Source organism: Ruegeria sp. BG10 (assembly GCF_056538575.1).
On sequence record NZ_JBQFTI010000001.1, the window covers coordinates 1,366,957 to 1,392,005 of the forward strand.

Sequence of the window (25,049 nt, forward strand, 5' to 3'; positions counted from 1 at the left end):
GCGTCCTTGAACCCTTTGCACGCAGCCGCCCGCCACGGCCCCTATGTGCTGTTGGCGGGTTTGATCGCGGGGTTGCTGCTGCCGGGGCTGGCACAGCCGATGCGGCCATTGTTGCCGCCCATGGTGGTGCTTTTGCTGTTCGTCACCGTCCTGCGCATGGAACCGGACAGCATTCTGGGTTCTTTGGCCGACCTGCGCCGCGTTCTCCTCGCGGTGGTCGGGCTGCAACTTGCCATGCCGCTGGCCCTTCTGGCGGTCGGTGCTGCAGGTGGGTGGTCCGGCAGCCCGGTTCTGTTCGCGCTGCTGATCATGACGGCAGCACCGTCAATTGCCGGCAGCCCGAACTTGTGCCGGATGATGGGGCATTCCCCGGAGTTTGCGTTGCGCTTGCTGGTTGTCGGCACCGCATTGTTGCCGCTGACGATGGCACCCGTCTTCTGGTTTGCGCCCGAGTTTGGTGGGTTCGGTGCCGTATTGTGGGCCGCGGCAAAGCTTCTGGCCACGATCCTCTTGTCAACGCTCACGGCGATCGCCTTGCGTATGACGTTTCTGCGCCGTCCGTCGCCGAGCTCAGAGCAGAGCCTTGAAGGCATCGCAAATGTCACGCTGGCGATCTTTGTCATCGGCCTGATGCCATCGGTCAGCGAGGCGATTCTGACCGAAACCATGCGCGCAATTTTCTGGATTGCCTTCGCCTGCGCCGCCAATTTCGGCACACAGATCGCCTTTTTCTATCTGACCCGGTCGCGACTGTCCCCGGCAAGGACAACCGCCGTATCTCTGATCGCTGCAAACCGGAACATCGCCCTGTTCTTTGTCGCCCTGTCACCAGAGGTCACGGCGCCGATCATGGTGTTCATCGGCGCATATCAGATACCGATGTACCTGACTCCACTGGTGATGCGTCGCATGTACCAGGGACCCGTTACCGACCGATGATGATGTCTGCGCACAGCCCGCCCAGCCGTTCGCTTTTGCCCAGCCGCAGCACGCCGCCATGCGCGCGGGCAATGTCGGCAACGATGGCCAGACCCAGCCCGACGCTGCTGCCCCGATTCTGGTTGCGTGCCGGATCGAGGCGCGAGAATGGCTTGACGGCCTCGGTGCGTTGCTCGGGCGGAATGCCCGGCCCGTCATCTTCGACCCGGATGCGCAGGGATTTGGGAGAAACCGACAGGCTGACCTCGGCGCAATTGCCGTATCGGACGGCGTTGCCGATCAGGTTTTCAACGGCACGGCGAATGGCCGTGGGGCGCAGGGTAACAGCACCCGCACCTTCGACCGAAACCAGATTTGCGTCATGACCGGCCCGGCGCGCATCCTTGACGATCTGGCGCAACAGCGTTTCGGGATCGACGGTTTCCGGCGATCCTTCCGCCGCCCCGCGCGAGAAATCGAGGAAGGCATCCAGCAGCAACTGCATCTCATCAACGTCCTGCTGAAGCGGCGCGGCCTCATCCTCGGGCAGCATCGACAGGCCCAGTTTCAGGCGGGTCAGTGGGGTGCGCAGATCATGGCTGACACCGGACAACATCATCGTGCGCTGTTCCATCTGCCGCTCGATCCGGGCGCGCATATCCAGAAACGCGCTGCCGGCGGCACGGACTTCGATGGCGCCACCGGGCGAATACGGCACCACTCTGCCACGCCCGAACGCCTGCGCGGCATCGGCCAGACGCGTAATCGGACGCAACTGGTTTCGCATATACAGAAACGAAATCGAGGTCATGATGACGGCGAAAAACACCATCGTAACGATCAACTGATGCGGCGCGGCAGGCGACAACCTGCGGCGATCAAAGGTCAGTTGCAGCATCCCCAGATGTGTACGGAGGTACAGCCGCGCCTCCTGACCGCTGGGCAAGGCGACCGTGACCAGTTCCGGCAGCAGCGCATGCAGATCGGTTTCAACCTGCGGCGCGATGAAATCATACCATCGGCGGGGGCCGATGACCGGTTTCTCGTTGATGCCCAGAAACCGCGCCCGCATATCCAAAGCCAGCAAATCCGGGCGCACGGCTGCCAGCGCCTGTTGCTGGGTCTCGGCGTCCTGCATGACGTCAGTCACCAATGTCACCTCGCGCGATGCCGCGCGTGTCATCTGCGCGGTCACGTCCTCAAGGTGTTTTTGCAGGAACGCGACGCCCACCACCAACAGCAGGACAATCACCGGCAGAACCAGGATCAGCGCAGCACGGGCATAGAGGCTGCGCGGCATATAGGGTTTGAGCCATCGCGCGGACATGCGCTAAACCTAACGGGCTGTTACGACAAGAGAAAGAGTGCAGAATGCAGGCCCCCGATGATTTCAACCCGCCCGCCGGCCCGGCCGTTGAGTTGCAACCGGACCTACGGCGCATCCTGGCACCGAATCCGTCACCGATGACATACCGGGGCACCAACACCTATCTGCTTGGATGCCGCGACCTGGCCGTGATCGACCCCGGCCCGCTCAGCGACGCACATCTGGATGCCATACTGGCCGCTGTACAGCCCGACCAGCGTATCAGCCATATCGTCGTCACCCACAGCCATCTTGATCATTCCCCGCTTGCAGCACCGCTGGCCGAACGAACGGGCGCTCCGGTCCTCGCCTTTGGCGGGCCTGAGGCCGGGCGCAGCGCGGTCATGTCGGAACTGGCCCGGGACGGGCTTGCCGGGGGCGGCGAAGGGATCGACACGGCCTTCCAGCCCGATGTCGAAGTTGCAGACGGCGACATTATCTCGGGCGACGGGTGGCAGCTTGAGGTGATCCACACGCCCGGCCATTTGGGCAACCACATCGCGCTGGCCTGGGGCGACACCTGCTTCACGGCCGATCACGTCATGGGCTGGGCCAGTTCGCTGGTATCACCTCCGGACGGCGATCTGACAGATTTCATGAGCGCCTGCCACCGCCTGCGGGCGCGTGACTGGTCAGTGTTTCATGCCGGACACGGGGCCCCGATCACAAACCCTGCCGGCCGGCTGGACTGGCTGATCAATCACCGCATGGAACGTGAGGCCCAGATTCTGGCCGCCCTGGAGATCAATCCCGGCACGGCCCGGGACCTGGCCGCACGGATTTACACGGACACACCCGCCGCGCTTCTTCCAGCGGCAGAGCGCAACGTATTCGCCCATCTGGTTGATCTGGCTGGAAAATCAAAGGTCGAACCCGACGGAAAACTGTCCGTCAACGCCCGGTTCGTCCGGTCTTTTTAGAGCCGCAGAACTTTTTTGCAAATTCCTGTCGTTCCCCTCTGGACGGCGAAAATGCGGGTTGCTATACGCCCCTCAGTTCCGGCGTAGCTCAGCGGTAGAGCAGTTGACTGTTAATCAATTGGTCGTAGGTTCGATCCCTACCGCCGGAGCCAAATTTCCCCAATAATTCAACACCTTGCAGAGCGTTCACTCGTCTTTGAGACGACCGGATCGCGCCATTTGGCAACCTAGTTTGAGAAAATGGTTTGCGCCAAGATTTGCGAAGGAAACCAGGCTTGCTTGCTCATCCCGCCATCAAGGGTCTGTTTTTCAGACATTTTTCAGGAATGACCGCCCTAACACCATTTGATTCGAGCTCTACCGGTTGCGTCGGACGCAAAGCTGAAGCTCGCTGCCCCTTTTCGTGGGCCTGGGCTCGTTGAGAATCGGCCTTGTTCTTTGGCCGGAATGACGGATCGCCGTGTGGGTGGCCACCACACTTCCCCTTGCTCAATTGCCCTACCTGACGCAAACTTGCATGTGGAAGAGGGATGTCTGTTTCACTGCCTGGTTGGTTGGAAAACGGACCAGCGCGGCAACATTCGTTGGAAGGAGTGTGTCATGCCATCCAAGACCGCAGGTTCCACACCACCGGACAATCTGACGCCGCAGAATCAGGCCATGCCCAAGGTGAACAAGGTGACTGCGGCTGATATCACCGCGTCGCTGAAGGCCGGGTTTTCCGACTTTCTGGCGCGCCCCCTTATGAGCGGTTTTTTCGGCCTGTTTTATGCAGTTTTCGGAATCCTGCTTGTCTGGAGCCTGGTCTGGCTCGGTAAGATCTGGATGATCATTCCTGCCATTGTTGGCTTTCCGCTGGTCGCGCCTTTCGCTGCCGCCGGGTTATATGAGATGTCGCGCCGGTTGCAGAAAGGCGAGAGCTTCGGCTGGTCTGAAATCCTCACCGTCATGGCCAATCAGCGCAAACGCGAGTTGGGCTGGATGGCCTTTGTTACGCTGTTCATTTTCTGGGTGTGGATTTACCAAATTCGGCTTTGGCTGGCGATCATCCTGCAGAACGCGTCCTTCTCGGATTTTGAAGGGTTTCTAAACATCGTGTTCTTCACTCCTCAGGGCTGGACCTTCCTTGCAGTTGGCACCTGCGTCGGCGCGTTTCTGTCGGCTGTTCTGTTCGCTGTGACCGTCGTTGCCATGCCCATGCTGCTGGACCGGGAAACCAATTTCGTTTCCGCAATGTTGACGTCCATTCGCGTCGTCACGGAAAACCCGGTGGTCATGCTCAGCTGGGCCGCGATCATCTCGGTCACGATGCTGTTGTCGATGGTCCCGGCGTTTCTGGGCCTGATCTTTACATTGCCGATCCTTGGCCACGCCACCTGGCACCTCTATCAGCGCGCCGTATCACCAGCCGAGGGATGATCTATCCGGCGCGCGCCGTCAGTCCTGAGGACGGACGGAGTAGCCGGGCCGTCAAGGCGCCGGCTAGGCAATAATTGACGGGTGTTTTGCTAAGTCCTCTTTGGGTTCAACGATACCTCCACCTGCACCAATCAAAGAAGTTGGCTTCGAGCAGCTACAGGTTTTGAAGGGGCTTGTGCCCGCCTCCCCAAAAATCGTCTTTTTCGTCTGGACGTCCGCATTGCCTGTTGATACACGCGGCTCAGTTCCGGCGTAGCTCAGCGGTAGAGCAGTTGACTGTTAATCAATTGGTCGTAGGTTCGATCCCTACCGCCGGAGCCAATTTTACCTTCAGTTCGTCAACCTGTTAAAGCGCCTTCAAAATCCGCCCGCAGGTTGCGTTTCAGGACTTTTCCGGTGGCGTTCAGCGGCAGGGCGTCGACGAAAACCACCTTGTCCGGCACCTGCCAATTGGCGATCTTGCCGTCGAAGAACGCCAGCAGCTCTTCCTCGGTCGGATTTTCTCCCTCAGCCTTGACCGCAACCAGTATTGGCCGTTCGTCCCATTTGGGATGCGGTACGCCGACAACAGCGGCCGTCGCCAGTTTGGGGTGCGCGACGGCGATGTTTTCCAGTTCCACCGAGCTGATCCATTCCCCGCCGGACTTGATGATGTCTTTTGAGCGGTCGCGAATGGTCATGTACCCATCCGCGTCCAGAGTGGCGACATCCCCGGTTGCGAACCAGCCATCCTGCAACAGGCCTTGATCCTGCATCTGGAAATAGCTGTCCAGAACCCAGTAGCCGCGCACCATCAGGTCGCCCTGCGTTTCACCGTCATGGGGCAGATCGCTACCGGCATCGTCGACGATCTTCAACTGTACGCCGTAACAGGGGCGGCCCTGGCTTTCCCGCAGCCTGTGCTGCTCGTCCTTGGGCAGGGTCAGGTGTTTGGCCAGCGGGTGATTGGCCGTACCCAGGGGGCTCATTTCGCTCATGCCCCAGGCGTGGACGGTATCGACGCCATAGGTCTCACGGAACGTCTCGATCATCGACGGGGGACAGGCTGCCCCGCCGATTACAGTACGCTCAAGGCTTGCCAGCTTGCTGCCGGATTGCGCGGCGTAGGCCAGCAACCCCTGCCAGATCGTGGGAACCCCCATCGCCAGTGTCACCCCATAGGTGTCGATCAGATTTACCAGCGCCTCGCCGTGCAGGTCCGGCCCCGGCAACACCATGCGCGATCCGGACATGGCGCAGGAATAAGGCGAACCCCACGCATTCACATGGAACATCGGAACCACCGGCAGCACCACGTCCATGGCGGAAAACCCGATCACATCGCGGGTATTCGACGCGAAGCTGTGCAGGACGGTCGAGCGATGGGAATAGAGCACGCCCTTGGGATTGCCGGTTGTGCCCGAAGTGTAGCACAGGCTTGAGGCCGTGTTTTCATCAAAGCCAGGCCATTGGAATCCGGGGGCTCCGGTCTCGATCAATTCGTCGTAGAACTGGACACCGGGTATCTGGGAAATGGCGTCCTCGTTCCGGGCGCCCATCAGGACGAAATGCTGAACTTCGGTCAGGTGTTCCTTCAGCGCAGCCACCAAGGGGATGAAGGTGGCGTCAAAGAACAGAACCCGGTCCTGCGCGTGGTTGATGATATAGGTCAGCTGTTCGGGAAACAGACGCGGATTGACCGTATGACACACGAAACCTGCCCCCGAGGCGGCATAGTAGATCTCAAGGTGTCGGCGGTTGTTCCAGGCCAGCGTCCCGATCCGGGCTTGTGGTTCCAGCCCCAGCCGGGACAACGCGGAAGCCAGTTTCCGGGCGCTTTCCGCAATCCGCGCCCAGTTGGTTTCCGTCACCGAGCCATCGGTTTCGACCGAAATGATCTCGGTCTGGCCATGATATTGATCGGCGTGTTCAATCAGCGACGAGATCAGCAAAGGCTGCGCCATCATCTGTCCCAGCATGGACATCCTCCCTATGGCGGCGCGGCTTCAGCTTGGCCACACCTGTTCTTTGCACGAAATCCCGAAGGCACCGGCCCGGTTCAGGTTTCGTGGCGTTTCCTCATATGGAACCCTGCCAATCATTTAATTGTCTGACAATAAGAGAATGCGGCCTGCCGCGGCGGCAGGCCCGTTTTTGCGCGGTACCTAGCCCCGGTGGCGCATCGCGTAGGCGACCAGCGCGGCGGTTGACCCGTCCTTGCCGTCAGCACTGACCTCTCCGTCCACGATGGGTCCCAGCGAGGTCGCAAGCTCTTTGCCCAGTTCAACACCCCACTGGTCGAACGAGTTGATCCCCAGGAGCACCCCTTCGACAAAGACCCGGTGTTCATACAGGGCAACGATCTGGCCCAGCACAAACGGTGTCAGCTTTGGATAGATCAGGGTCGAGGACGGCCGATTGCCCGGAAATACACGGTGACGCGCCTGTCGCTCCAGTTCGTCGCCCTGAAGGCCCTTGTCGGCCATGCGCCGCCGCGCTTCGTCCAGCGAACGCCCCCGCATCAATGCCTCGGATTGAGCCAGACAATTGGCCAGCAACAACCGCTGGTGGTGCGTAAGCTCGGGTTCGTGCCCCTCGGCGGCAACCATGAATTCGCAGGGGATTACGTCAGTGCCCTGGTGGATCAACTGATAAAAGGCGTGCTGCCCATTGGTGCCGGGCTCGCCCCACACAACCGGGCCAGAGGGGACGCTCAGCGAACTGCCGTCCATGGCGACGGATTTACCGTTCGATTCCATCTCAAGCTGCTGGAAATAGGCCGGCAGGCGCAGCAACCGTTGATCGTATGGCAGAACCGCGCGGCTGGCATGGCCCAGAACCTGACGATGCCAGACACCGACCAGAGCCAGCATAACCGGCATATTCTCGGCCCAGTCGGCGGCCTGGAAATGCACGTCCATCGCCTGACCACCCCGCAGGAACGCGTCAAACGCGTTCGAGCCGACCGCGATCATGACCGGCAGACCCACCGGCCCCCAAACCGAATAACGCCCGCCGACCCAATCGGCGAACCCGAAAACACGGTTTTCAGGGATACCGAAGGCCTGCGTTTTGTCCAGCGCGCTGGACACAGCAGCGAATTGCTTTGTCGGATCCCCACCGCCATCCGTCATCCATGCCCGCGCCGTACGGGCGTTGGTCATGGTTTCGATGGTCGTAAAGGTCTTGGACGCAACGATGATCAGCGTCCGCATCGGATCAAGCTGGCGCAGCGTGTCCGCGATATGCGCCCCGTCCACGTTGGACACATAGTGCAGCCTGGGCCCGTCGTGATACGGGGCCAGCGCATGCGTGGCCATCACCGGGCCCAGATCGGACCCGCCGATGCCGATATTCACCACGTCGGTGAAACTGCCCCCTGCCCCGGTCACCGCGCCGCCGCGCACCTCTTCGGCGAAGACCCGCATCCGTTGCAGCGTGTCGAGGACGTCGGGCATGACGTCCAGACCATCAACCTCGACAGGACCTCCGTCCAGATTGCGCAGTGCGGTGTGCAATACCGCGCGGTCTTCTGTTTCGTTGATCCTTGCGCCCGAAAACATCGCCTCGCGGCGCTCGGCCAGACCGGCCTGATCGCACAGGTCGATCAGGGCGTTCCTGACATCGGTGTCGATCTGCGTTTTCGAGTAATCAAACAACAGGTCGCCGGTCGATGCCGAAAACCCCGCTGCCCGGTCTGCGTCGGATTCGAACAATTCCAGGATGGTCCTGTCGTCGCGGTCTGTGGCCAGCGCCTTGAGTTTATCCAGTTGCATCTTCGTTACTCCGCCCAGTGGACTGTCATGCCGCTCAGCACTGCTGCGATCGGGGCATCTTCCGGCGGCAGTGACATTGCGCGTTCAAGGGCGTCGCGCTTGGCGCCGCCATAGATGATCAGGTGTTTCGACAACGCGCCATCCAGCACGGGCGCGGTCAGGGTGATACGTGGTTCGGGTTGAACATCCGTGCGCGCCACTGCCAATGGGCGCGCGTGGCTGTCCAGAGCATCCTCAAGCCCGTCCATGCCGGGAAACAGAGAGGCCGTATGCATGTCTTCGCCCATGCCCAGCACAAGAACCGACAAGGGCCGGATCGGAGCGATCAGGCTTTCGATCTCGGGCAGAACTTCTTCGGGTTCCTTGCCGGGCACGTACAGCGGAATGTACTGCGCCACCGAGGCGCGATTGGTCAGCAGGCGCGCGCGGATCAGACGCTCGTTCGAACGCTCATGATCTCCAGGCACGCATCTCTCGTCTGTGGGCAGAACCCGCACCCGATCCCATTCCAGATCCGCCGCGCACAGCCCGTCGAAAACCAGACCCGGCGTCGTGCCGCCCGGCACCGCAAACGAGACCACGTCATGGTGCAGCAGCGCCGACTCAAGCTCTCCGGCCAGCGCGTTCGCGACGTCGATGGCCAGCATGTCCCGGTCGGCATATTCCTGAATATTCATGGGTTTATTCCTTGCCAGCGGCGACCGTCCCGTTTCATCAGCAGCTCGGCGTCGCCCGGTCCTGTGCTGCCGCTTTCATAAGGTTTGGGCACGTCGCCGCGCGCCTGCCAGCCTGCGATGATCGGATCGGTCCAGGCCCATGCGGCCTCGACCTCATCCCCCCGCATGAACAGGGTCTGATTGCCCCTTATAACATCCATCACCAACCTCTCATAAGCGCCCGGCGGGTCCTGATTTTCCGGCCCCAGCGCTTCGGCAAAGCTCATGTCCAGCGGCACGTCGACCAGACGCATGCCGCCCGGGCCCGGCTCTTTGATGGTCACTTTCAGGGTAATGCCTTCGTTCGGTTGCAGACGGATGGACAACGCATTGGCGTGTCGCCCCGCGTCGGCGCCAAAGATCGAATGCGGCGCGTCTTTGAACAGCACGTTGATCACGGAGGACCGGGCCACCAACCGCTTGCCGGTGCGCAAATAGAACGGCGTGCCCGCCCACCGCCAGTTGCTGACATGCGCCCGCAGGGCGACATAGCTTTCTGTCGTCGATCGCGGCTTGCCCACAACCTGCCGATAACCCGGCCCGCTGGACCCGCCTTCGAACTGACCGCGCACGATGTGGTGCGGTTCGACCGGATCCAGCGCACGAATGACTTTGAGCTTTTCGTCACGGACCGCGTCGGGGTCGAACTTGGCCGGAGGCTCCATCGCGATCAGACACAGCAGCTGCATCAGGTGGTTCTGCATCATGTCACGCATCGCACCGGCGTGATCATAATATTCTTCGCGCCCGTCGATGCCTACGGATTCAGCAACCGTGATCTGGATATGGTCGACATATTGGCTGTTCCACAGCGGTTCAAACAGCATGTTCCCAAACCGGACCGCCATCAGGTTCTGAACCGTTTCCTTGCCCAGATAGTGGTCGATCCGGTAAATTTGACCTTCTGAAAAATGCGCCGCCAGAGTGCCGTTCAGTGCCCGTGCGCTGTCGAGGTCATGCCCAAAGGGCTTTTCGACCACAACCCTGGTTTGTGTCGTCGCCAGACCGTGGGACTTGATTTGTTCAGCCAGCGCCCCGAACAGTTGCGGGCCCACGGAAAAATAGAAGGCCCGGACGCGCCCGGCATTCAGCTTTCCGGCAAGCTGGTCCAAGCCGGCACCCGACAAGGCGTCCAGTGGAACGTAGTCAACCCGTTGCAGAAACGCGCCAAGCGCATCGGCGTCCTGACTGGCGGCGGGCATGTGGCTGCGCATGGATTCGGCGACCATGTCGCGAAAGTCGTCCCGGCTGTATTCAGCCCTCGCCGCACCGATGATCTGGGCGTCCTCGGGCCATTGACCTGCACAAAAACGTCGGAACAGCGTCGGAAGAATCTTGCGCTGCGCAAGATCGCCGGTACCGCCGAAAATGACCAGATCGAACGGATCAACAGGGATTACACGAGAAACCATGCATTTTCCTTACCTTGCCCCCGGGGTCATGTCCAATGTTAGCGCAATCAATCAAGCGGATTTCCCCTCATCAAAACTCTGTCAGTTCCCGGGCTGTGCCCTTAACTATCCCGCGGTGAAGGGCTAAGTCGGTGTGTAGACTTCAAAGAACCGGATACGGGAATGAAAGACAACGCCCCTCAAAGCGCCAATATTGGCAAGTTTCAGAACAAATTGGTGACAGCAGACGGGCAAACGCGGGCCTCCGTGTCGCTCAGCAGCCCGCAGACGCTTTGGTTCAATACCGGAACCCTGTGCAATATCGAATGCGTCAATTGCTATATCGCCAGCAGCCCGACCAACGATGCGCTTGTCTATATAACGGCAGACGAGGTGCGGGATTATCTGGATCAGATTGAGGAACGCAACTGGCCCGTGCGCGAGATTGGGTTCACCGGGGGCGAACCCTTTATGAACCCCGAGATGATCGACATGACACGCGCAGCGCTGGAGCGCGGGTATGAGGTTCTGATCCTGACCAACGCGATGCAGCCGATGATGCGCCGCGGGATGCGCGAGGGCCTGCTTGGCCTGTTACGCGACTTTGGTCACAGGCTGACATTGCGGGTTTCTGTGGATCACTTTCGCCCGAACCTGCATGATGAAGAACGCGGCAAGGGCAGCTTTGACAAGACGATCGCCGGGATGGAATGGCTGCGCGACAACGGGTTCAAAATGGCCGTGGCCGGGCGCACCCTCTGGGGTGACAGCGAAGCCGAGAGCCGCGCCGGATATGCCGCCTTTTATGCCCGGCATGGCTTTGACATCGACGCGCAGAATCCGGGTGAGACGGTATTGTTCCCCGAGATGGACGAAACTGTCGAGGTTCCGGAAATCACCACCGCATGCTGGGGCATCCTGAACAAATCCCCCGACGCGGTGATGTGCGCCAGCGCCCGCATGGTCGTCAAACGCAAAGGCGCGAAACGCCCTGCCGTTCTGGCCTGCACCCTGCTGCCTTATGAGCCGGAGTTTGAGATGGGCCATTCACTGGCCGAGGCCGAAGCGGACGTGCATCTGAACCATCCGCACTGCGCCAAGTTCTGCGTTCTGGGCGGGGCCAGTTGTTCGGGCTGATCAGTTCAACTCGGGCGATTTCCAGAATTTCGTACCGGACGCCCCGGCCGCAACCCGCCAGCCTTTCTTGCTGAGTGCAAAAAAGGACCGGCCGTCGGTGAAGTGAACGGTGTCGCCGGTGCTGTCGTCACCATACATGGCCCCGGTTTCCGCCGTTGCATCATAACCGTGGTCTATGAACGCCTGCAGGTCGGCGGGCGTTTCGAACAGGATCACGAATTTAGTCTCGAACCCGCCAATGCCGACGGCCGCACCGACACCACCCGATCCCATGTTCATATAGGTATGCTGGCCGGTGTCTTTCGAAACTGCCACGCCGCGCCCATAGCCCGCCGAAACCGGAAACACCGTCACCTTGCGCGAGTCGAATACCGCGTAACCCGCGCTTGTTTCATAAAGCGCCTGTGCATCGGGGTTTTCGGCAAAAAGCTGTGCCAGAACGTCGTCAGCCATGACGTCCAGCTTGGCGCGTGTTTCCTCGGGCGTGGCTTCGTTGGTCACCAGATCGGTCGTGGATGCGATGGTGTCATCAACCGCGCTTGCGCCTTTCTGGACGGTATCGCCCACGGTCTCGGCCCCGCGCCCGATGGCATCGGCGGTGTTTTCCGCACCCTTCTTGATTTTGTCCAGAACGCCTTCGGCGAAAACAGGTCCGCTCAGGACTAAAGCGGTGGTTAAGATCAGGATTTTGTGCATCGCGCGATTCCGTGTGTGACCGAAGGCTTGGCGCCACACTACATCACGCGGCCCGAAAAATAACGCACGTCAAACGATTGAAGTCCGGATTTTCAGTTTACCCGGAACTCACCCACAACATTGCGCCATTCGCCGGGTGCAATCATCTTGCGGTGTGTAAACCGAACCGAATGTAGCGGCCCTTCAATCTCGCGCTGCCAGAAGTCGATGAAATCAAACAGTTTTGGATGATCCGGTGCCAGATCGTAATCCTGCCAAATGAATGTGTTGAGTACGTGAATATAGTCGGGCATGTGATAGAAGAATTCCGCCGTCGTCAGCCCATACCCCTTGAGCATTAATTCCGTTTCGCTTTGCTCCATGCAGACCTCCAATTTCTTGCAAGGTCTCTTCAGCATAGCACGAAAACCACCTAACCCTTAGTTAACAATATGTTACTCTGATGTTACCGGGGTTTTTCGCAGGTGAAATGGTTGCTTGCTTGCACCTTATGTGCCGGGTCTGATAAGGTGCATCCACAAGATATAGACCCAGAACAATACACGGGCAGTTTACGTGAGCGATACGCCAGAAATCCCCGAAAACATGGACGAAACCCCGCCCGAGCGCCCCGTTTATGACGGTCCGACGGTGTCCATCGAATCCGAGATGCGCACCTCCTATCTGGACTATGCGATGTCGGTCATCGTCAGCCGCGCGATCCCCGATCTGCGCGACGGGCTGAAACCGGTGCACCGGCGCATCCTGTATGCCATGCACGAAACCGGAAATACCCATGACAAGTCGTACCGCAAATCGGCCCGTCCGGTCGGCGATGTGATGGGTAAATACCACCCGCATGGCGACAGCGCGATCTATGATGCGCTGGTGCGGATGGCGCAGGATTTTTCGATGTCGCTGCCGCTGCTGGATGGTCAGGGCAACTTTGGTTCGATGGACGGCGATAACCCGGCGGCCATGCGTTACACCGAAGTTCGGATGGACAAGCCCGCCGCGTCCCTTTTGGCTGATATCGAAAAAGAGACGGTCGATTTTCAGGACAATTATGACGGCAAGGACAAAGAACCAACCGTCCTGCCCGCCCGTTTCCCGAACATGCTGGTCAATGGTGCCGGCGGTATCGCTGTCGGCATGGCGACCAACATCCCGCCGCACAATCTGGGCGAAGTGGTCGATGCCACGCTGGCGCTGATCGACGATCCGGATCTGACGTCCGAGCAGCTGATCGAATACGTTCCCGGCCCCGATTTCCCGACCGGAGGTGTGATGCTGGGCCGGTCCGGTGCGCGCAAGGCGTATCTGGAGGGCCGCGGCAGTGTCATCATCCGTGCCAAGACACGGGTCGAGGAACTGCGCAAAGACCGCTACGCCATCGTCGTGGACGAAATCCCCTATCAGGTGAACAAGGCCGCGATGATCGAAAAGATCGCCGAAGCGGTGCGCGAGAAACGTATTGAGGGCGTGGCCCATGTACAGGACGAATCCGACCGCAACGGTGTACGCGTTGTCGTCGAACTGAAACGTGACGCAACGCCCGAAGTGGTGCTGAACCAGCTTTATCGTTTCTCGCCGATGCAGACCTCGTTCGGTTGCAACATGCTGGCGCTGAACGGTGGCCGGCCCGAGCAACTGACCCTGCGCCGCTTCCTGACCTCATTCATCGACTTCCGCGAAGATGTCGTTGCACGTCGCACCGCCTATGATCTGCGCAAGGCACGCGAACGCAGCCATATCCTCTGTGGTCTGGCCGTTGCGGTCTCGAATGTCGACGAAGTGGTCGCGACGATCCGGTCGTCAGCAGATGCCGCAGAGGCGCGCGAAAAGCTGATGACCCGCCGCTGGCCTGCGGCCGAGATCGAAGGCTATCTGCGCCTTATCGACGATCCTCTGTCCAAGATGAACGACGACGGCACCTATAACCTGACCGAAGTTCAGGCCCGCGCAATCCTCGAACTGCGTCTGCAACGTCTGACCCAACTAGGCGTCAAGGAAGTCACGGACGAGTTGGAAAGCCTGGCCGCCAAGATCAAGGAATATCTGGATATTCTGTCCTCGCGCGAGCGCATCATGTCGATCATCGCCGAGGAGTTGCGCGACGTCCGCGAACAATTCGCCGTGGACCGCCGCACCGAGATTGTCGACTGGTCCGGCGACATGGAAGACGAGGACCTGATCGAGCGTGAAGACATGGTCGTGACCGTCACCTCTGGCGGTTACATCAAGCGCACGCCACTGGCCGATTTCCGGGCGCAGAAGCGCGGCGGCAAGGGTCTGTCTGGGATGCAGACCAAGGAAGAGGATGTTGTCACCAACCTCTTCGTGGCGAATACCCACACGCAGCTCTTGTTCTTCACCACCGAAGGCATGGTCTACAAGCTCAAGACATGGCGCCTGCCCCAATCCAGCCGCACCGGCAAGGGCAAGGCCATTGTGAACATCCTGCCGATCCCGACTGGTGTTTCGATCGCCGCGATCATGCCTGTGGATGTGCCGGATGAAGAATGGGAGAACCTGCAGATCGTCTTTGCCACCAGCGCCGGCGATGTGCGCCGCAACCGTCTGTCGGACTTCACCAATGTCCGCCGCAACGGCAAGATCGCGATGAAGCTGCCCGAGGATGTGGAACTGGTAAACGCGCGCATCTGCTCCGAGGATGAAGACGTGATGTTGGTCACCAATTCGGGCCGGGCGATCCGCTTCCGCACCACGGATGTCCGCGTCTTCAACTCGCGCGAATCCACCGGCGTTCGGGGGATCAGGCTCACCAATGGTGACCGCGTGGTGTCGATGTCTGTGATCCGCCATTTCGAAGCCGGACCGGACGAACGCGCGGCCTATCTGAAAATGCGCCGCCTGATGGCCGGTGTCACGGATGAGGCCGAAGGGGACGAGGAGGAAGGCAATGCCGACAGCGTGTTGCCGCAGGAGCGCTACGCCGAAATGTCCGCTGCCGAGAACCTGATCCTGACCATCACGAAGGGCGGTGCCGGTAAGCTCAGCTCCAGCCACGACTACCCTGTGCGCGGGCGCGGCGGTATGGGCGTCGCGGCCATGGATAAGGCAATGCGCGGCGGTGAACTTGTGGCCTCGTTCCCGGTTGAGATCGACGACCAGATCATGCTGGCCACCTCCAAGGGCCAGTCGATCCGGGTGCCGGTCGACGGTATCTCATTCCGCTCACGCAGCGCGGGTGGCGTGCGCGTCTTCAACACCGGCAAGGGGGAAGAGGTTGTTAGCGTTGCCTGGATCGCGGATCAGGGCGACGAAGAAGCCGAAGAATAACAAAGCACTACAGAAGTGTAACAAAGCGCCCGTTCTGCGGGCGTTTTGCCGTTCCGGATCACGTTCCCGCCACCTCTCCGGCAGACAGGCTTGCCCGAAACCCGCCACGTGCCTAACTTTTTTTCATGTGGTCATTTGCCCATATCCGCCCTGCCTATAGCCGTTCAGAACGTATAAGTGACGGCATCGTTCACGTGCTCGGCGTGTCTTCGGCGGCGATTGCTGTTCCCATGCTGATCATCATGACAGTCTTTTACCGCTCTGACCCCGCAGCGGTATTGGGCGCGACGATCTATGGCGTGACGTTGGTTCTGATGCTGACCTTCTCGGCGCTGTACAACATGATTGAGCATGACGAATGGGGCGAATTTCTGCGTCGCCTCGATCATTCGGGCATCTACATAAAAATCGCCGGAACCTACACGCCCTTCGTGCTCCTCTCGGCCTCACAGTCGCTGGGTTTGTTGCTGGGCTTGTGGTTTTCTGCAACGTTGGGCTCGGTCCTGAAGATGATCGACCCGAACCGGTTCCGCTGGTTCGGACTGGCGCTTTACCTGCTGATGGGTTGGGCAGCTGTGTGGGCTGGTCAGTCCATGTTGGCCGAACTCTCGCCTGTCACATTGACGCTGATGTTCGCCGGGGGCCTCATCTACACCGCAGGCGTGATCTTCTACCTGTTAGAGTGGCTACCCTATCACAATACAATCTGGCATGTGTTCGTTCTGGCCGGAAGCGGCCTGTTCTTTGCCGCCGTCGCCCTGCGTATCGAGATGTTGCCGTCAAGCCCCGCCTGAGGCCAAGGCTGTGCCCGACGAATGAGGTTCAAAGCCCGTACAGCGCCCCGAACTTGTCCTCCAGATACGCCAACAGGGGTTCCGGCCCCGGCTCCATTCCGCTGGCGCGCGTGATGGTTTCGCGCGGCATGAAAAGGCCACCGTACTGCTGCACGGTCTCGCGCAGCCAACCCGTTGCACCCGAAGTGTCCCCATTGGCCAATTGCCCTTCCAGCCCCGGTACGGCGGCCCGCAGTGCCTGATAGAGACACCCTGCATAGACGTTGCCCAATGAATAGGTCGGGAAATAGCCGAACAGGCCAACCGACCAGTGCACATCCTGAAGGCACCCGTTCGACGGTTTATCGACCGCATAGCCGAAATCAGCCTCAAAGCGGTCGTTCCACGCGGCCTCAAGATCACTGACCTGAAGATCGCCGGACATCAGGGCACGTTCCAGATCAAAACGCAGCATGATGTGCAGGTTGTATTGCACCTCGTCCGCCTCAGTCCGGATATAGCCGTTATGGACGGCGTTGACGGTGGCGTAAAAAGTATCCGCATCTGCGACGCCGAAATCGCCGAACACATCCGTCATCTGATCATACAGCCAGCCGGTAAAGGCACGGGAGCGGCCAATCTGATTTTCGTAGATCCGGCTTTGGCTTTCATGCACGCCCATCGACACGCCGCTGCCCAGCGGTGTCAGGGTGTAAGACGGGTCGATCCCCTGTTCATAGGCCGCGTGTCCGACCTCGTGAATGGTCGAGTAGAAGCAGTTGAACGGGTCCGTCTCGCTGGTGCGGGTGGTGATCCGCACGTCCAGCCCGCTGCCCGAGCTGAACGGGTGTACCGCCTTGTCCACGCGCCCCGTATTCAGGTCATAGCCAAAGGTGGTGGCCAGCTTCTGCGACAGGCGCATCTGCGCCAGCTCGTCAAATGTACCCGTCAGTGCTTTGGGCGCGGCCCGATCAAGAACAGCGGCCCGCAAGGCCACCAGGCGCGGGCGCATCTGGTCGAATATCGCGGCGATCTGGCTGCCGGTGGTATAGGGCTCATAATCTTCGACCATGGCGTCATAGACGTCGCCGCCCTGCGCCAGCGCCGCGCCTTCTTCCCGTTTCAGGGCTACGACCTCTTGCAGAACGGGCAGAAAGGCGGCCACGTCCTCGTCCGCGCGGGCCTGCGCCCAGGTGCCCTGCGCGGCGGAAGTTACGCGCGCAATGGCCTTGGCCAGATCGGCCGGTACTTTGACAGTCCGCTCATAGGAACGGCGGATTTCACGGATCTGAGCCCGCGCCACCTCGTCCTGCGGGTCTGCTTTTTCCAGCCACTCAGCCACACGCGGATCGGATCGGCGGGCGTGAAGAACCGCCTCGATCGCGGCCATTTCCTCGGCCCGCTGCGGGGCGGCTCCGCGCGGCATCACCGTTTCCTGGTCCCAGCCCAGCCGCCCGGCTATCTGTCCCAGCGCCGAGGTTTCGCGTTGGAACGCCATCAGGTCGTCGAAAGCTGTCATCGGGGTCAGGCTCCGCGGATCGAAGTTGCGATTGGGTATGCGGTCAGGAACCGAGCGCGCAGGATCAGCGTCCAGACGACGACGGCCATGAACTGGTGCAGAATGGCGATCTGCCAGGGGGCAGCGTAGACCACGGTGACGATACCGATGACCACCTGCAACGACAGCGCCGCAAAGGCCGCGTTGAAGGCAAAGCGCGTCTGCGGATGGGCGCTGGTGCCGCCGCGACGCCAGACGACGACACCAAAAGCAAACAGCAGGTAGCCCGCGCAGCGATGGATGAACTGCACCAATCCCGGGCTCTCAAAGAAATTGCGCCACATCGGCTCCAGCATGGTGGCATCGGGCGGCAGAATCTGCCCGCCGATCAGGGGCCAGTCGGTATAGGACCGCCCGGCATCTATCCCCGCCACCAGCGCGCCGATCAGAATCTGAAGAAAGGCGAATTGCATCAACCCGGTCGACAGCGAGAACAACCTGACCTCTTTTGCGCGCCGCGCCTGCATCAGGTCACGCTCTTCCCGGCCCAGTTCAAAGATATACCACGCCAGGAAACCGAGGATCACGAAGGCCAGCCCTAGATGCACGGCCAGACGGTAACTGGCCACGGCCGTCATCCCCTCGCCCTGCGTCACGCCCGACGCGACCATCCACCAGCCGACGGCACCCTGTACGCCGCCCAGAACACCGGGGATCAGCAGCTTGCCGGCCCAGCCCGTCGGGATTTTGCGTGCCACAAGGAACCCGAAGAACCCGATCGCCCAGACCAGACCGATCACCCGGCCCAGTTGGCGGTGGCCCCATTCCCACCAGTAGATAAATTGGAAATCACTCAACTCCATCCATTGGTTCTGAATGCGCCACTGGTCAATCTCTTTGTACTTGTCGAACTCGGCCTGCCAATCGGCTTCGGTCATCGGCGGGATGGCCCCGGTGATCGGACGCCATTCGGTGATCGACAGGCCGCTGTCGGTCAGGCGGGTCAGCCCGCCCACGGCGATCATCACCACGACCAGCGCAAACAGGATCATCAACCAGACACGGATCGCGCCACGCGCGCCGCCCCGGCCCCGGTCGATCATGCCCGGCTGCACCGCCTTTTGTTTTTCGGTGTCCGAGACTTCTTCGAAGATGCTGCGCTTGCCGCTCATGCTGTCCTCATGTCCTGAATTTCGTCGCAAGCTAGGGCCAAGGGGGGCTGAGGTCCAGCCTCAGCCCTTGTCCTTCCAGCGGACCATCTGCCGCATGATCCCGTGCAGCATCTGCACATCCGCCCGCGTCATCCGCATCCGCGACCACAGGTTGCGAAGATTGGTCTTCATTCCTTCGGCCTTTTCGGGCGGGTAGAAGAACCCGGCCTCGTCCAACCGGTCCTCGTAATGTTCGACCAGCTTTTCAACCTCGATCCCCGTCGCCCAGTCGCCCTTGCCCAGATCGGTGGCCTCGTGCACCACATCGCCGGTCTGGCGCATCCACTCATAGGCGGTCAGCAACACACATTGGCCGAGGTTCAGCGAAGCATATTCAGGATTCACCGGCACCGAGATGATGGCATTGGCCTTGGCGATGTCCTCATTCTCAAGCCCTGCCCGTTCGGGGCCGAAGAGGACCGAGACCTTCTCGCCAGCCGCTACCTTTTCGGACGCAATCTGCATGGCCCGTTCCGGGCTGTAGACCGGTTTGGTCAGCCCGCGCTGCCGCGCCGTGGTGGCAAAGACAAAGGTGCTGTCCGCCAGTGCTCCGGCCAGATCATCGAACAGCTGCGCCTCATCCAGCAGCCGCCCGGCCCCGCTGGACATCGCCACGGCCCTGGGGTTCGGCCAGCCATCACGCGGCGCCACGATCCGCATCCGGTCCAGCCCGAAATTCCACATCGCCCGCGCGGCGGCACCGATGTTTTCGCCCATCTGCGGGCGCACGAGCACGAAGGAAGGCTGGGATTTGTCGCTGGGCATGGCTGTCTCCGAAAACTGCGCCTGCTCTAATCGGCACGCATGCGCAGGGCAAGGCGTAGCCGCCGCAATTCCGCCGCGACGGGCCATAAAAGTTTGCTTCCCCGCCGCAATCCGCTAAACCGCGCAAAAGACTGAAAGCGAAGGACGCGCCAATGGACACCCCCGAGCAGCCACAGATTTACCTGATCACCCCGCCGACGATCTCGCTGAGCACTTTTCCCGAACAGTTGGGCCGCGTTCTCGACGGGGCGGACATTGCCTGTATCCGGCTGGCGCTGGCGGGCAGTGACGAGGACACCATCGCCCGCGCCGCCGACGCCTGCCGCGAGGTGGCCCATACGCGCGATGTGGCGCTGGTGATCTCGAACCATGTTCTGCTGGCGCAACGTCTGGGGTTGGACGGGGTGCATCTGGACGATGCGGCACGCTCGGTCCGTGCGGCGCGCAAGGAACTGGGGGCCGACGCCATCGTCGGCAGTTTTTGCGGCGTCTCCAGCCATGACGGTATGACTGCTGGTGAGGCGGGCGCAGATTACGTTGCCTTCGGCCCGGTCGGCGCGTCCGATCTGGGCGACGGTAGCACAGCCGAACGCGACCTGTTCCAATGGTGGTCCGAAATGATCGAGGTTCCGGTCGTGGCCGAAGGCGGGCTGACCCCGGACCTGATCCGCGATCTTGCGCCTTGCACCGACTTTTTCGGCATCGGGGACGAGATCTGGGCGCAGGATGATCCGCTGGCCGCGCTGACGGCGCTGACCGCCGCCATGCGCTGACCCGTCCGCGCGATACCCCTTGCGCCTGCGCCGGGGCTGCGGCATGACGACGACATGACTCAGAACAGCGAAATCCTGTGTATCGGCTCGGTCCTCTGGGACGTGATCGGGCGATCTGCCAGTGCCATGCGGCAGGGATCGGACGTGCCGGGGCGGATCACCCGCCTGCCCGGCGGTGTGGCCATGAACATTGCCATGACGCTGGTGCGGTTCGGCATGACCCCCACCCTGCTGACGGCCATCGGCCGCGACCCCGAGGGCGACGAACTGGTCAACGCCTGCGCCCGGCTTGGGATGGTGACGGATCATATTTACCGTTCGCAGGATCTGCCGACCGACCGCTATATGGCTGTCGAGGGGGCCAACGGCCTGATCGCAGCCATCGCCGACGCGCATTCGCTTGAGGCCGCCGGCGCCAAGATACTGCGCCCACTGATGCAGGGACCGCTTGGGTATGACAATGCGCCGTTCGAGGGGCCGATTGCGCTGGACGGCAACCTGACGCTGACGCTGCTGGAAGAAATCGCCCAAAGCCCCGCCTTTGCTCGCGCCGATCTGCGCGTCGCCCCGGCCTCGCCGGGTAAGGCTGAACGACTGCTGCCGTTCCTGAAACACGCCCGCGCGACGCTTTATGTGAACCTCGAAGAGGCAGGTATCCTGTGCCAGCGAGAGTTCAGGGACTCGGAAAGCGCGGCCAGGGGCCTGCTGGATCGCGGCGCGCTGCGGGTTCTGGTCACCGATGGCGGCAACTCTGCCACCGTCGGTAACGCAGACGAAATCCTGACACAGAAACCCCCATCCGTTCTGGTCACCCGCGTGACCGGCGCGGGAGATACCTTCATGGCCGCCCACATTGCCTCAGAGGCAGGTGGCGCGCCCAGCGACGAGGCACTGACCCGCGCCCTGCACGCTGCTGCAACTTATGTTTCCGGAGAAACCCCACTGTGATCGACATCCAATACTCTGCCGAAGTTCGCGCCGCCAAAGAGGCCGGCAAACCCATCGTTGCGCTGGAAAGCACCATCATCACCCACGGGATGCCCTACCCGCAGAACATTGAAGTTGCTGCGCAGGTCGAACAGGACATCCGCGACGCCGGGGCCGTTCCTGCAACCATGGCCGTGATCAAGGGCAAGCTGCATGTGGGTCTGGAATCGGATGAGCTGCAGTCGCTGGGACAGGCGCAGGGCGTCGCCAAAATATCCCGCGCGGATATGGCGGTCTGCATGGCGTCAGGCGGAACCGGCGCGACAACGGTAGCCGCGACCATGATCGCCGCCCGCTATGCCGGGATCGAAGTCTTTGCCACCGGCGGTATCGGCGGCGTGCATCAGGGGGCTGAAACCTCGTTCGACATTTCCGCGGACCTGCACGAACTGGCCCAGACTCCCGTGACGGTCGTGGCCGCCGGAGCCAAGGCCATCCTAGACCTCGCCAAAACGCTTGAGGTTCTGGAAACATTGGGTGTTCCGGTCATCGCGTATGGTCAGGACGAGTTTCCGGCATTCTGGTCCGCGAAATCGCCCTTTGCCGCCCCGCTGCGGATGGACAGTGCCGAAGACATTGCCCGGGCCCACGCCACCCGCCGCGCGCTTGGTCTGCCCGGCGGTCAACTGGTCGCCAATCCGATCCCGGCGGCAGATCAGATCCCGGCTGAGGAACTGGCCACAATCATCGCCTCGGCTCAATCCGACGCGGATGCGCACCGCATCACCGGCAAGGGCGTCACCCCTTACCTGCTGCAACGGATTTACGAACAGACCGAGGGCCGCTCGCTGATCGCCAATATCGCACTGGTGCGCAACAACGCCCGGTTGGCGGCAGGCATTGCGCGCGCCCTGTCCCAGGGAACCGAATGACATAAAGCTATTGTACCAAAGCCCCGGACTGCTTAACTAAATCCGCAAACCACTCAGGACCGCAATGAACACGCCGTTTGACGAAGAACCCCATCGCCGCCCGGGCCTTTTGTCTCGGCTGCGCGCGTCGTTCCTGACGGGCATCGTTGTCATTGCGCCTGTTTGGTTGACGATCTGGCTGATCTGGTCGGTCGTGGGCTGGATCGACAGCGCGGTTCTGCCGCTGATCCCACAACGCTTTCAACCGCAGGAATATGTCGGGATAAACCTACGCGGTGTCGGGGTAGTCATTTTCCTGACCTTCACCGTCATCGTGGGCTGGATCGCAAAGGGCATTCTGGGGCGGTCGCTGATCCATTTCGCCGAAAGCCTGGTCAACCGGATGCCGGTGGTCCGGTCGGTTTATTCGGGAATCAAGCAAATCTCGGAAACGGTGTTTGCCCAGACCGAACGCTCATTCGAAAAAGCCTGTCTGATCCAGTATCCACGTCGCGGCATCTGGGCGATTGGCTTTGTCTCCACCACCGCCAAGGGCGAAGTCAGCGAACGCGCCGAAACGACCGGCGGATTGCTCAGCGTCTTTGTGCCCACGACACCAAACCCGACCTCGGGGTTCCTGCTGTTCTTCCCGGCCGAAGATGTGATCCTGCTGGACATGTCGATCGAAGACGCCGCCAAACTGGTCATTTCCGCGGGTCTTGTTTACCCCAACGACAAGGACCCGACCCAGCCGCCCGAATGATTAGCTGAACATCTCGGGCAGGTTGACGGTGCTGCGGCTGCCCAGATCGCCTTTGTGATCGGACAGGAACCGATCTGCCGCCGCACGGCCCGCCTGTTTCAGCTTGTGCAGAACCACCGGGTTCGGAACCGTCTTGGTCGCCACCGACAGGTCGTTCATCAGTTCGTCATCGGCGATCATATGCACCAGAACGCGGCTCATCTCACCGGCATTCAGCTTACCCTCGGCCAGCAGACGCTGAACAAAACTGATCGCGCGCAACTCGCGAAACAGTGAGGAATTAAAGCTGATCTCGTTGATCCGGTTCTGGATCTGCTGCGGTGTCTTTGGCACCTCGTCCCGCTCCAGCGGGTTGATATTCACGATAACCACATCATCGGGCAGGTCGTTGTTGAACAAGGGGTACAGCGCCGGATTGCCAGTATAGCCGCCATCCCAATACGCCTCGGTACGGCCGGACCTGGGATCGAAAATCTCAACCGCCTGGAACAGATTGGGCAGGCAGGCCGAAGCCAGAATGGCGTCGGTCGAGATATCTTCGCCTGTAAATACCCGGATCTTGCCACTGCGTACGCAGGTCGCACAGACATGCAGGCGCGGGCCTTCATCTGCGCAGATTTCGTCGAAGTTGAACCGGTCCACCACCGGCTCCAGCGGATTGCGGTAGAACGGGCCGTAAGCATAGGGCGACACCAGACGCGACCACGCGTCGCCGACGGAAAACGGCAGGGAATATTCCATCGCCTGGGCGATCTGCGCAGGTTCGATGGCCTGCATCCAGTTGGCAAGGCGCATGTCGCCCACCGCGCCCATGCGTGACCACAAATCGTTCAGACTGGCCCGTGCACCGTCACGGCCCGCGCGCACCATCCCCGACTTGTACGCCGCCCCGTTCAGCGCTCCGGCCGAGGTTCCGGTGATCGCCGCAACCTCGATATCGTCCTCATCCAGCAGCCGGTCCAGAACACCCCAGGTAAAGGCACCATGCGCCCCGCCGCCCTGCAAAGCCAGATTGATCCGTTTCATTGCGGGCCTCCTACATCAAAGCGCCGTCCAGCCCCCGTCCACGGAAATCGTCGTGCCGGTGATCTGCGCCGCCGCATCCGAGCACAGGAAGATCGTTGTACCGCCCAGTTGTTCGACGGTGGCGAACTCCTTGGAAGGCTGACGTTCCAGCAGGACGTTCTTCACGACATCCTCACGGCTCATGTCGTATTCCTTCATGGTGTTCGGGATCTGCGCCTCGACCAGAGGTGTCAGCACGTAACCCGGACAGATCGCGTTGCAGGTGATCGGCTCCTGTGCGGTTTCCAGTGCCACGGTTTTGGTCATGCCGACCACGCCGTGTTTCGCGGCCACGTAAGCTGCCTTGAAGGGGGATGCCGTCAGACCGTGCGCCGAGGCGATATTCACGATCCGCCCCCAGCCGGACGCGCGCATCATCGGCAACGCCGCCGCCATGGTGTGATAGGTCGAGTTCATGTTGATCGCTATGATCGCGTCCCATTTGTCGGCCGGAAACTGATCGATGGGCGCGACATGCTGAATGCCCGCGTTGTTCACCAGGATGTCGCAGGCGCCGGCCTGTTCGATCAGCGCGCGGCATTCGTCGCCCTTGGACATGTCGGCCTTGATGTAGCGCGCATTGGTCCCGGTCTGCTGCGCGATTTCGGCGGCCAGCGCGTGATCCTCATCCCGGTCGGTGAATGAGTTCAGTACCACGTCAGCCCCGGCCTTGGCCAGTTCCCGCGCCACGCCCAAACCGATCCCTGAATTCGACCCGGTGATGATCGCCGTTTTTCCAGACAGGCTCATGAACTCTCTCCCT

General features: G+C 61.0%; 22 protein-coding genes and 2 tRNA genes. 12 read left to right on the plus strand and 12 right to left on the minus strand.

Annotation, left to right across the window (positions count from 1 at the left end):
• The first annotated feature begins 6 nt into the window (after window positions 1-6).
• Window positions 7-939, plus strand: coding sequence for a hypothetical protein (locus ACR0D8_RS06750; RefSeq protein WP_480645392.1), 933 nt, complete (start codon window positions 7-9; stop codon window positions 937-939).
• On the opposite strand, the gene ACR0D8_RS06755 is transcribed toward ACR0D8_RS06750, so the two are convergent.
• The gene (locus tag ACR0D8_RS06755) at window positions 926-2,245 is read right to left on the minus strand and encodes an ATP-binding protein (RefSeq protein WP_475161028.1); all 1,320 of its coding nucleotides are present in this window, start codon (window positions 2,243-2,245) and stop codon (window positions 926-928) included. The two genes, ACR0D8_RS06750 and ACR0D8_RS06755, sit on opposite strands and share 14 nt — an antisense overlap.
• 44 nt (window positions 2,246-2,289) lie before the next feature.
• Here ACR0D8_RS06755 and ACR0D8_RS06760 point away from each other — a divergent pair, with 44 nt between their 5' ends.
• The 4 genes from ACR0D8_RS06760 (at window position 2,290) to ACR0D8_RS06775 (ending at window position 4,944) form a co-directional block, all read left to right on the plus strand.
• Window positions 2,290-3,204, plus strand: a complete 915-nt coding sequence (locus ACR0D8_RS06760) for an MBL fold metallo-hydrolase (RefSeq protein ID WP_480645394.1) — start codon at window positions 2,290-2,292, stop codon at window positions 3,202-3,204.
• A gap of 77 nt (window positions 3,205-3,281) precedes the next feature.
• A tRNA-Asn gene (locus ACR0D8_RS06765) sits at window positions 3,282-3,356 on the plus strand.
• Window positions 3,357-3,804: 448 nt separating this feature from the next.
• Window positions 3,805-4,623 (plus strand): DUF2189 domain-containing protein, encoded by an 819-nt coding sequence (locus tag ACR0D8_RS06770; RefSeq protein ID WP_480645395.1) that lies wholly within the window; start codon window positions 3,805-3,807, stop codon window positions 4,621-4,623.
• Window positions 4,624-4,869: 246 nt separating this feature from the next.
• Window positions 4,870-4,944 (plus strand) — tRNA-Asn (locus ACR0D8_RS06775).
• Between the two features lie 17 nt (window positions 4,945-4,961).
• Here the strand turns inward: ACR0D8_RS06775 and ACR0D8_RS06780 are convergent.
• The 4 genes from ACR0D8_RS06780 to zwf form a co-directional block, all read right to left on the minus strand.
• A complete protein-coding gene (locus tag ACR0D8_RS06780) occupies window positions 4,962-6,581 on the minus strand; it encodes a long-chain-fatty-acid--CoA ligase (protein WP_480645396.1) in 1,620 nt (539 codons plus the stop codon).
• A gap of 186 nt (window positions 6,582-6,767) precedes the next feature.
• Window positions 6,768-8,378, minus strand: coding sequence for a glucose-6-phosphate isomerase (gene pgi, locus ACR0D8_RS06785; RefSeq protein ID WP_480645397.1), 1,611 nt, complete (start codon window positions 8,376-8,378; stop codon window positions 6,768-6,770).
• 5 nt (window positions 8,379-8,383) lie between these two features.
• The gene (gene pgl, locus ACR0D8_RS06790) at window positions 8,384-9,055 is read right to left on the minus strand and encodes a 6-phosphogluconolactonase (protein WP_480645398.1); all 672 of its coding nucleotides are present in this window, start codon (window positions 9,053-9,055) and stop codon (window positions 8,384-8,386) included.
• Window positions 9,052-10,506 (minus strand): glucose-6-phosphate dehydrogenase, encoded by a 1,455-nt coding sequence (gene zwf / locus ACR0D8_RS06795; RefSeq protein ID WP_480645400.1) that lies wholly within the window; start codon window positions 10,504-10,506, stop codon window positions 9,052-9,054. The genes pgl and zwf overlap by 4 nt, the downstream gene beginning before the upstream one ends.
• A 162-nt stretch (window positions 10,507-10,668) precedes the next feature.
• On the opposite strand from zwf, the gene ACR0D8_RS06800 reads away from it, so the two are divergent.
• Window positions 10,669-11,622 (plus strand): radical SAM protein, encoded by a 954-nt coding sequence (locus tag ACR0D8_RS06800; RefSeq protein WP_480645402.1) that lies wholly within the window; start codon window positions 10,669-10,671, stop codon window positions 11,620-11,622.
• Here ACR0D8_RS06800 and ACR0D8_RS06805 read toward each other — a convergent pair whose 3' ends face one another.
• Window positions 11,623-12,318: a lipid-binding SYLF domain-containing protein gene (locus ACR0D8_RS06805; protein WP_480645404.1), complete on the minus strand. Its 696-nt coding sequence runs from the start codon at window positions 12,316-12,318 to the stop codon at window positions 11,623-11,625.
• Window positions 12,319-12,410: 92 nt separating this feature from the next.
• Window positions 12,411-12,680 (minus strand): usg protein, encoded by a 270-nt coding sequence (locus ACR0D8_RS06810; protein ID WP_170481731.1) that lies wholly within the window; start codon window positions 12,678-12,680, stop codon window positions 12,411-12,413.
• A 193-nt stretch (window positions 12,681-12,873) separates the two neighbouring features.
• Here ACR0D8_RS06810 and gyrA point away from each other — a divergent pair, with 193 nt between their 5' ends.
• The gene (gene gyrA / locus ACR0D8_RS06815) at window positions 12,874-15,600 is read left to right on the plus strand and encodes a DNA gyrase subunit A (protein ID WP_480645405.1); all 2,727 of its coding nucleotides are present in this window, start codon (window positions 12,874-12,876) and stop codon (window positions 15,598-15,600) included.
• 125 nt (window positions 15,601-15,725) lie between these two features.
• Window positions 15,726-16,394, plus strand: a complete 669-nt coding sequence (gene trhA / locus ACR0D8_RS06820) for a PAQR family membrane homeostasis protein TrhA (RefSeq protein ID WP_480645406.1) — start codon at window positions 15,726-15,728, stop codon at window positions 16,392-16,394.
• Between the two features lie 28 nt (window positions 16,395-16,422).
• Here the strand turns inward: trhA and ACR0D8_RS06825 are convergent, their stop codons facing one another.
• Genes ACR0D8_RS06825 through ACR0D8_RS06835 form a run of 3 tightly spaced genes read right to left on the minus strand, consistent with a single transcriptional unit; the run spans window position 16,423 to window position 19,847 of the window.
• A complete protein-coding gene (locus tag ACR0D8_RS06825) occupies window positions 16,423-17,892 on the minus strand; it encodes a carboxypeptidase M32 (protein WP_480645407.1) in 1,470 nt (489 codons plus the stop codon).
• 5 nt (window positions 17,893-17,897) lie between these two features.
• Window positions 17,898-19,043 (minus strand): heme A synthase, encoded by a 1,146-nt coding sequence (gene ctaA / locus ACR0D8_RS06830; protein ID WP_480645408.1) that lies wholly within the window; start codon window positions 19,041-19,043, stop codon window positions 17,898-17,900.
• Between the two features lie 60 nt (window positions 19,044-19,103).
• Entirely contained in the window at window positions 19,104-19,847 is a 744-nt protein-coding gene (locus tag ACR0D8_RS06835) for an RNA methyltransferase (RefSeq protein WP_475161055.1), read from the minus strand.
• 152 nt (window positions 19,848-19,999) lie between these two features.
• On the opposite strand from ACR0D8_RS06835, the gene ACR0D8_RS06840 reads away from it, so the two are divergent.
• The 4 genes from ACR0D8_RS06840 (at window position 20,000) to ACR0D8_RS06855 (ending at window position 23,221) form a co-directional block, all read left to right on the plus strand.
• Window positions 20,000-20,620: a thiamine phosphate synthase gene (locus ACR0D8_RS06840; protein ID WP_480645409.1), complete on the plus strand. Its 621-nt coding sequence runs from the start codon at window positions 20,000-20,002 to the stop codon at window positions 20,618-20,620.
• Between the two features lie 54 nt (window positions 20,621-20,674).
• On the plus strand, window positions 20,675-21,568 hold the full coding sequence (locus tag ACR0D8_RS06845) for a PfkB family carbohydrate kinase (RefSeq protein ID WP_480645410.1): 894 nt from the start codon (window positions 20,675-20,677) through the stop codon (window positions 21,566-21,568).
• Entirely contained in the window at window positions 21,565-22,479 is a 915-nt protein-coding gene (locus ACR0D8_RS06850) for a pseudouridine-5'-phosphate glycosidase (protein ID WP_480645411.1), read from the plus strand. Before ACR0D8_RS06845 ends, ACR0D8_RS06850 begins: the two co-directional genes overlap by 4 nt.
• A 64-nt stretch (window positions 22,480-22,543) precedes the next feature.
• Window positions 22,544-23,221, plus strand: coding sequence for a DUF502 domain-containing protein (locus ACR0D8_RS06855; protein ID WP_475161073.1), 678 nt, complete (start codon window positions 22,544-22,546; stop codon window positions 23,219-23,221).
• Here ACR0D8_RS06855 and ACR0D8_RS06860 read toward each other — a convergent pair whose 3' ends face one another.
• Together ACR0D8_RS06860 and ACR0D8_RS06865 are read right to left on the minus strand one after the other, a co-directional pair.
• Complete coding sequence (locus ACR0D8_RS06860) at window positions 23,222-24,247, minus strand: patatin-like phospholipase family protein (RefSeq protein WP_480645413.1); 1,026 nt, start codon at window positions 24,245-24,247, stop codon at window positions 23,222-23,224.
• Between the two features lie 15 nt (window positions 24,248-24,262).
• Window positions 24,263-25,036, minus strand: a complete 774-nt coding sequence (locus tag ACR0D8_RS06865; RefSeq protein WP_480645414.1) for a 3-hydroxybutyrate dehydrogenase — start codon at window positions 25,034-25,036, stop codon at window positions 24,263-24,265.
• Window positions 25,037-25,049 lie beyond the last annotated feature (13 nt).

Excerpts from the sequence above, each read along its gene's own strand:
- ACR0D8_RS06755 (WP_475161028.1), bottom strand. The coding sequence starts at position 2,245 with ATGTCCGCGCGATGGCTCAAACCCTATATGCCGCGCAGCCTCTATGCC.
- ACR0D8_RS06760 (WP_480645394.1), top strand. The coding sequence starts at position 2,290 with ATGCAGGCCCCCGATGATTTCAACCCGCCCGCCGGCCCGGCCGTTGAG.
- ACR0D8_RS06770 (WP_480645395.1), top strand. The coding sequence starts at position 3,805 with ATGCCATCCAAGACCGCAGGTTCCACACCACCGGACAATCTGACGCCG.
- ACR0D8_RS06780 (WP_480645396.1), bottom strand. The coding sequence starts at position 6,581 with ATGCTGGGACAGATGATGGCGCAGCCTTTGCTGATCTCGTCGCTGATT.
- pgi (WP_480645397.1), bottom strand. The coding sequence starts at position 8,378 with ATGCAACTGGATAAACTCAAGGCGCTGGCCACAGACCGCGACGACAGG.
- pgl (WP_480645398.1), bottom strand. The coding sequence starts at position 9,055 with ATGAATATTCAGGAATATGCCGACCGGGACATGCTGGCCATCGACGTC.
- zwf (WP_480645400.1), bottom strand. The coding sequence starts at position 10,506 with ATGGTTTCTCGTGTAATCCCTGTTGATCCGTTCGATCTGGTCATTTTC.
- ACR0D8_RS06800 (WP_480645402.1), top strand. The coding sequence starts at position 10,669 with ATGAAAGACAACGCCCCTCAAAGCGCCAATATTGGCAAGTTTCAGAAC.
- ACR0D8_RS06805 (WP_480645404.1), bottom strand. The coding sequence starts at position 12,318 with ATGCACAAAATCCTGATCTTAACCACCGCTTTAGTCCTGAGCGGACCT.
- ACR0D8_RS06810 (WP_170481731.1), bottom strand. The coding sequence starts at position 12,680 with ATGGAGCAAAGCGAAACGGAATTAATGCTCAAGGGGTATGGGCTGACG.
- trhA (WP_480645406.1), top strand. The coding sequence starts at position 15,726 with ATGTGGTCATTTGCCCATATCCGCCCTGCCTATAGCCGTTCAGAACGT.
- ACR0D8_RS06825 (WP_480645407.1), bottom strand. The coding sequence starts at position 17,892 with ATGACAGCTTTCGACGACCTGATGGCGTTCCAACGCGAAACCTCGGCG.
- ctaA (WP_480645408.1), bottom strand. The coding sequence starts at position 19,043 with ATGAGCGGCAAGCGCAGCATCTTCGAAGAAGTCTCGGACACCGAAAAA.
- ACR0D8_RS06835 (WP_475161055.1), bottom strand. The coding sequence starts at position 19,847 with ATGCCCAGCGACAAATCCCAGCCTTCCTTCGTGCTCGTGCGCCCGCAG.
- ACR0D8_RS06840 (WP_480645409.1), top strand. The coding sequence starts at position 20,000 with ATGGACACCCCCGAGCAGCCACAGATTTACCTGATCACCCCGCCGACG.
- ACR0D8_RS06845 (WP_480645410.1), top strand. The coding sequence starts at position 20,675 with ATGACTCAGAACAGCGAAATCCTGTGTATCGGCTCGGTCCTCTGGGAC.
- ACR0D8_RS06855 (WP_475161073.1), top strand. The coding sequence starts at position 22,544 with ATGAACACGCCGTTTGACGAAGAACCCCATCGCCGCCCGGGCCTTTTG.
- ACR0D8_RS06860 (WP_480645413.1), bottom strand. The coding sequence starts at position 24,247 with ATGAAACGGATCAATCTGGCTTTGCAGGGCGGCGGGGCGCATGGTGCC.
- ACR0D8_RS06865 (WP_480645414.1), bottom strand. The coding sequence starts at position 25,036 with ATGAGCCTGTCTGGAAAAACGGCGATCATCACCGGGTCGAATTCAGGG.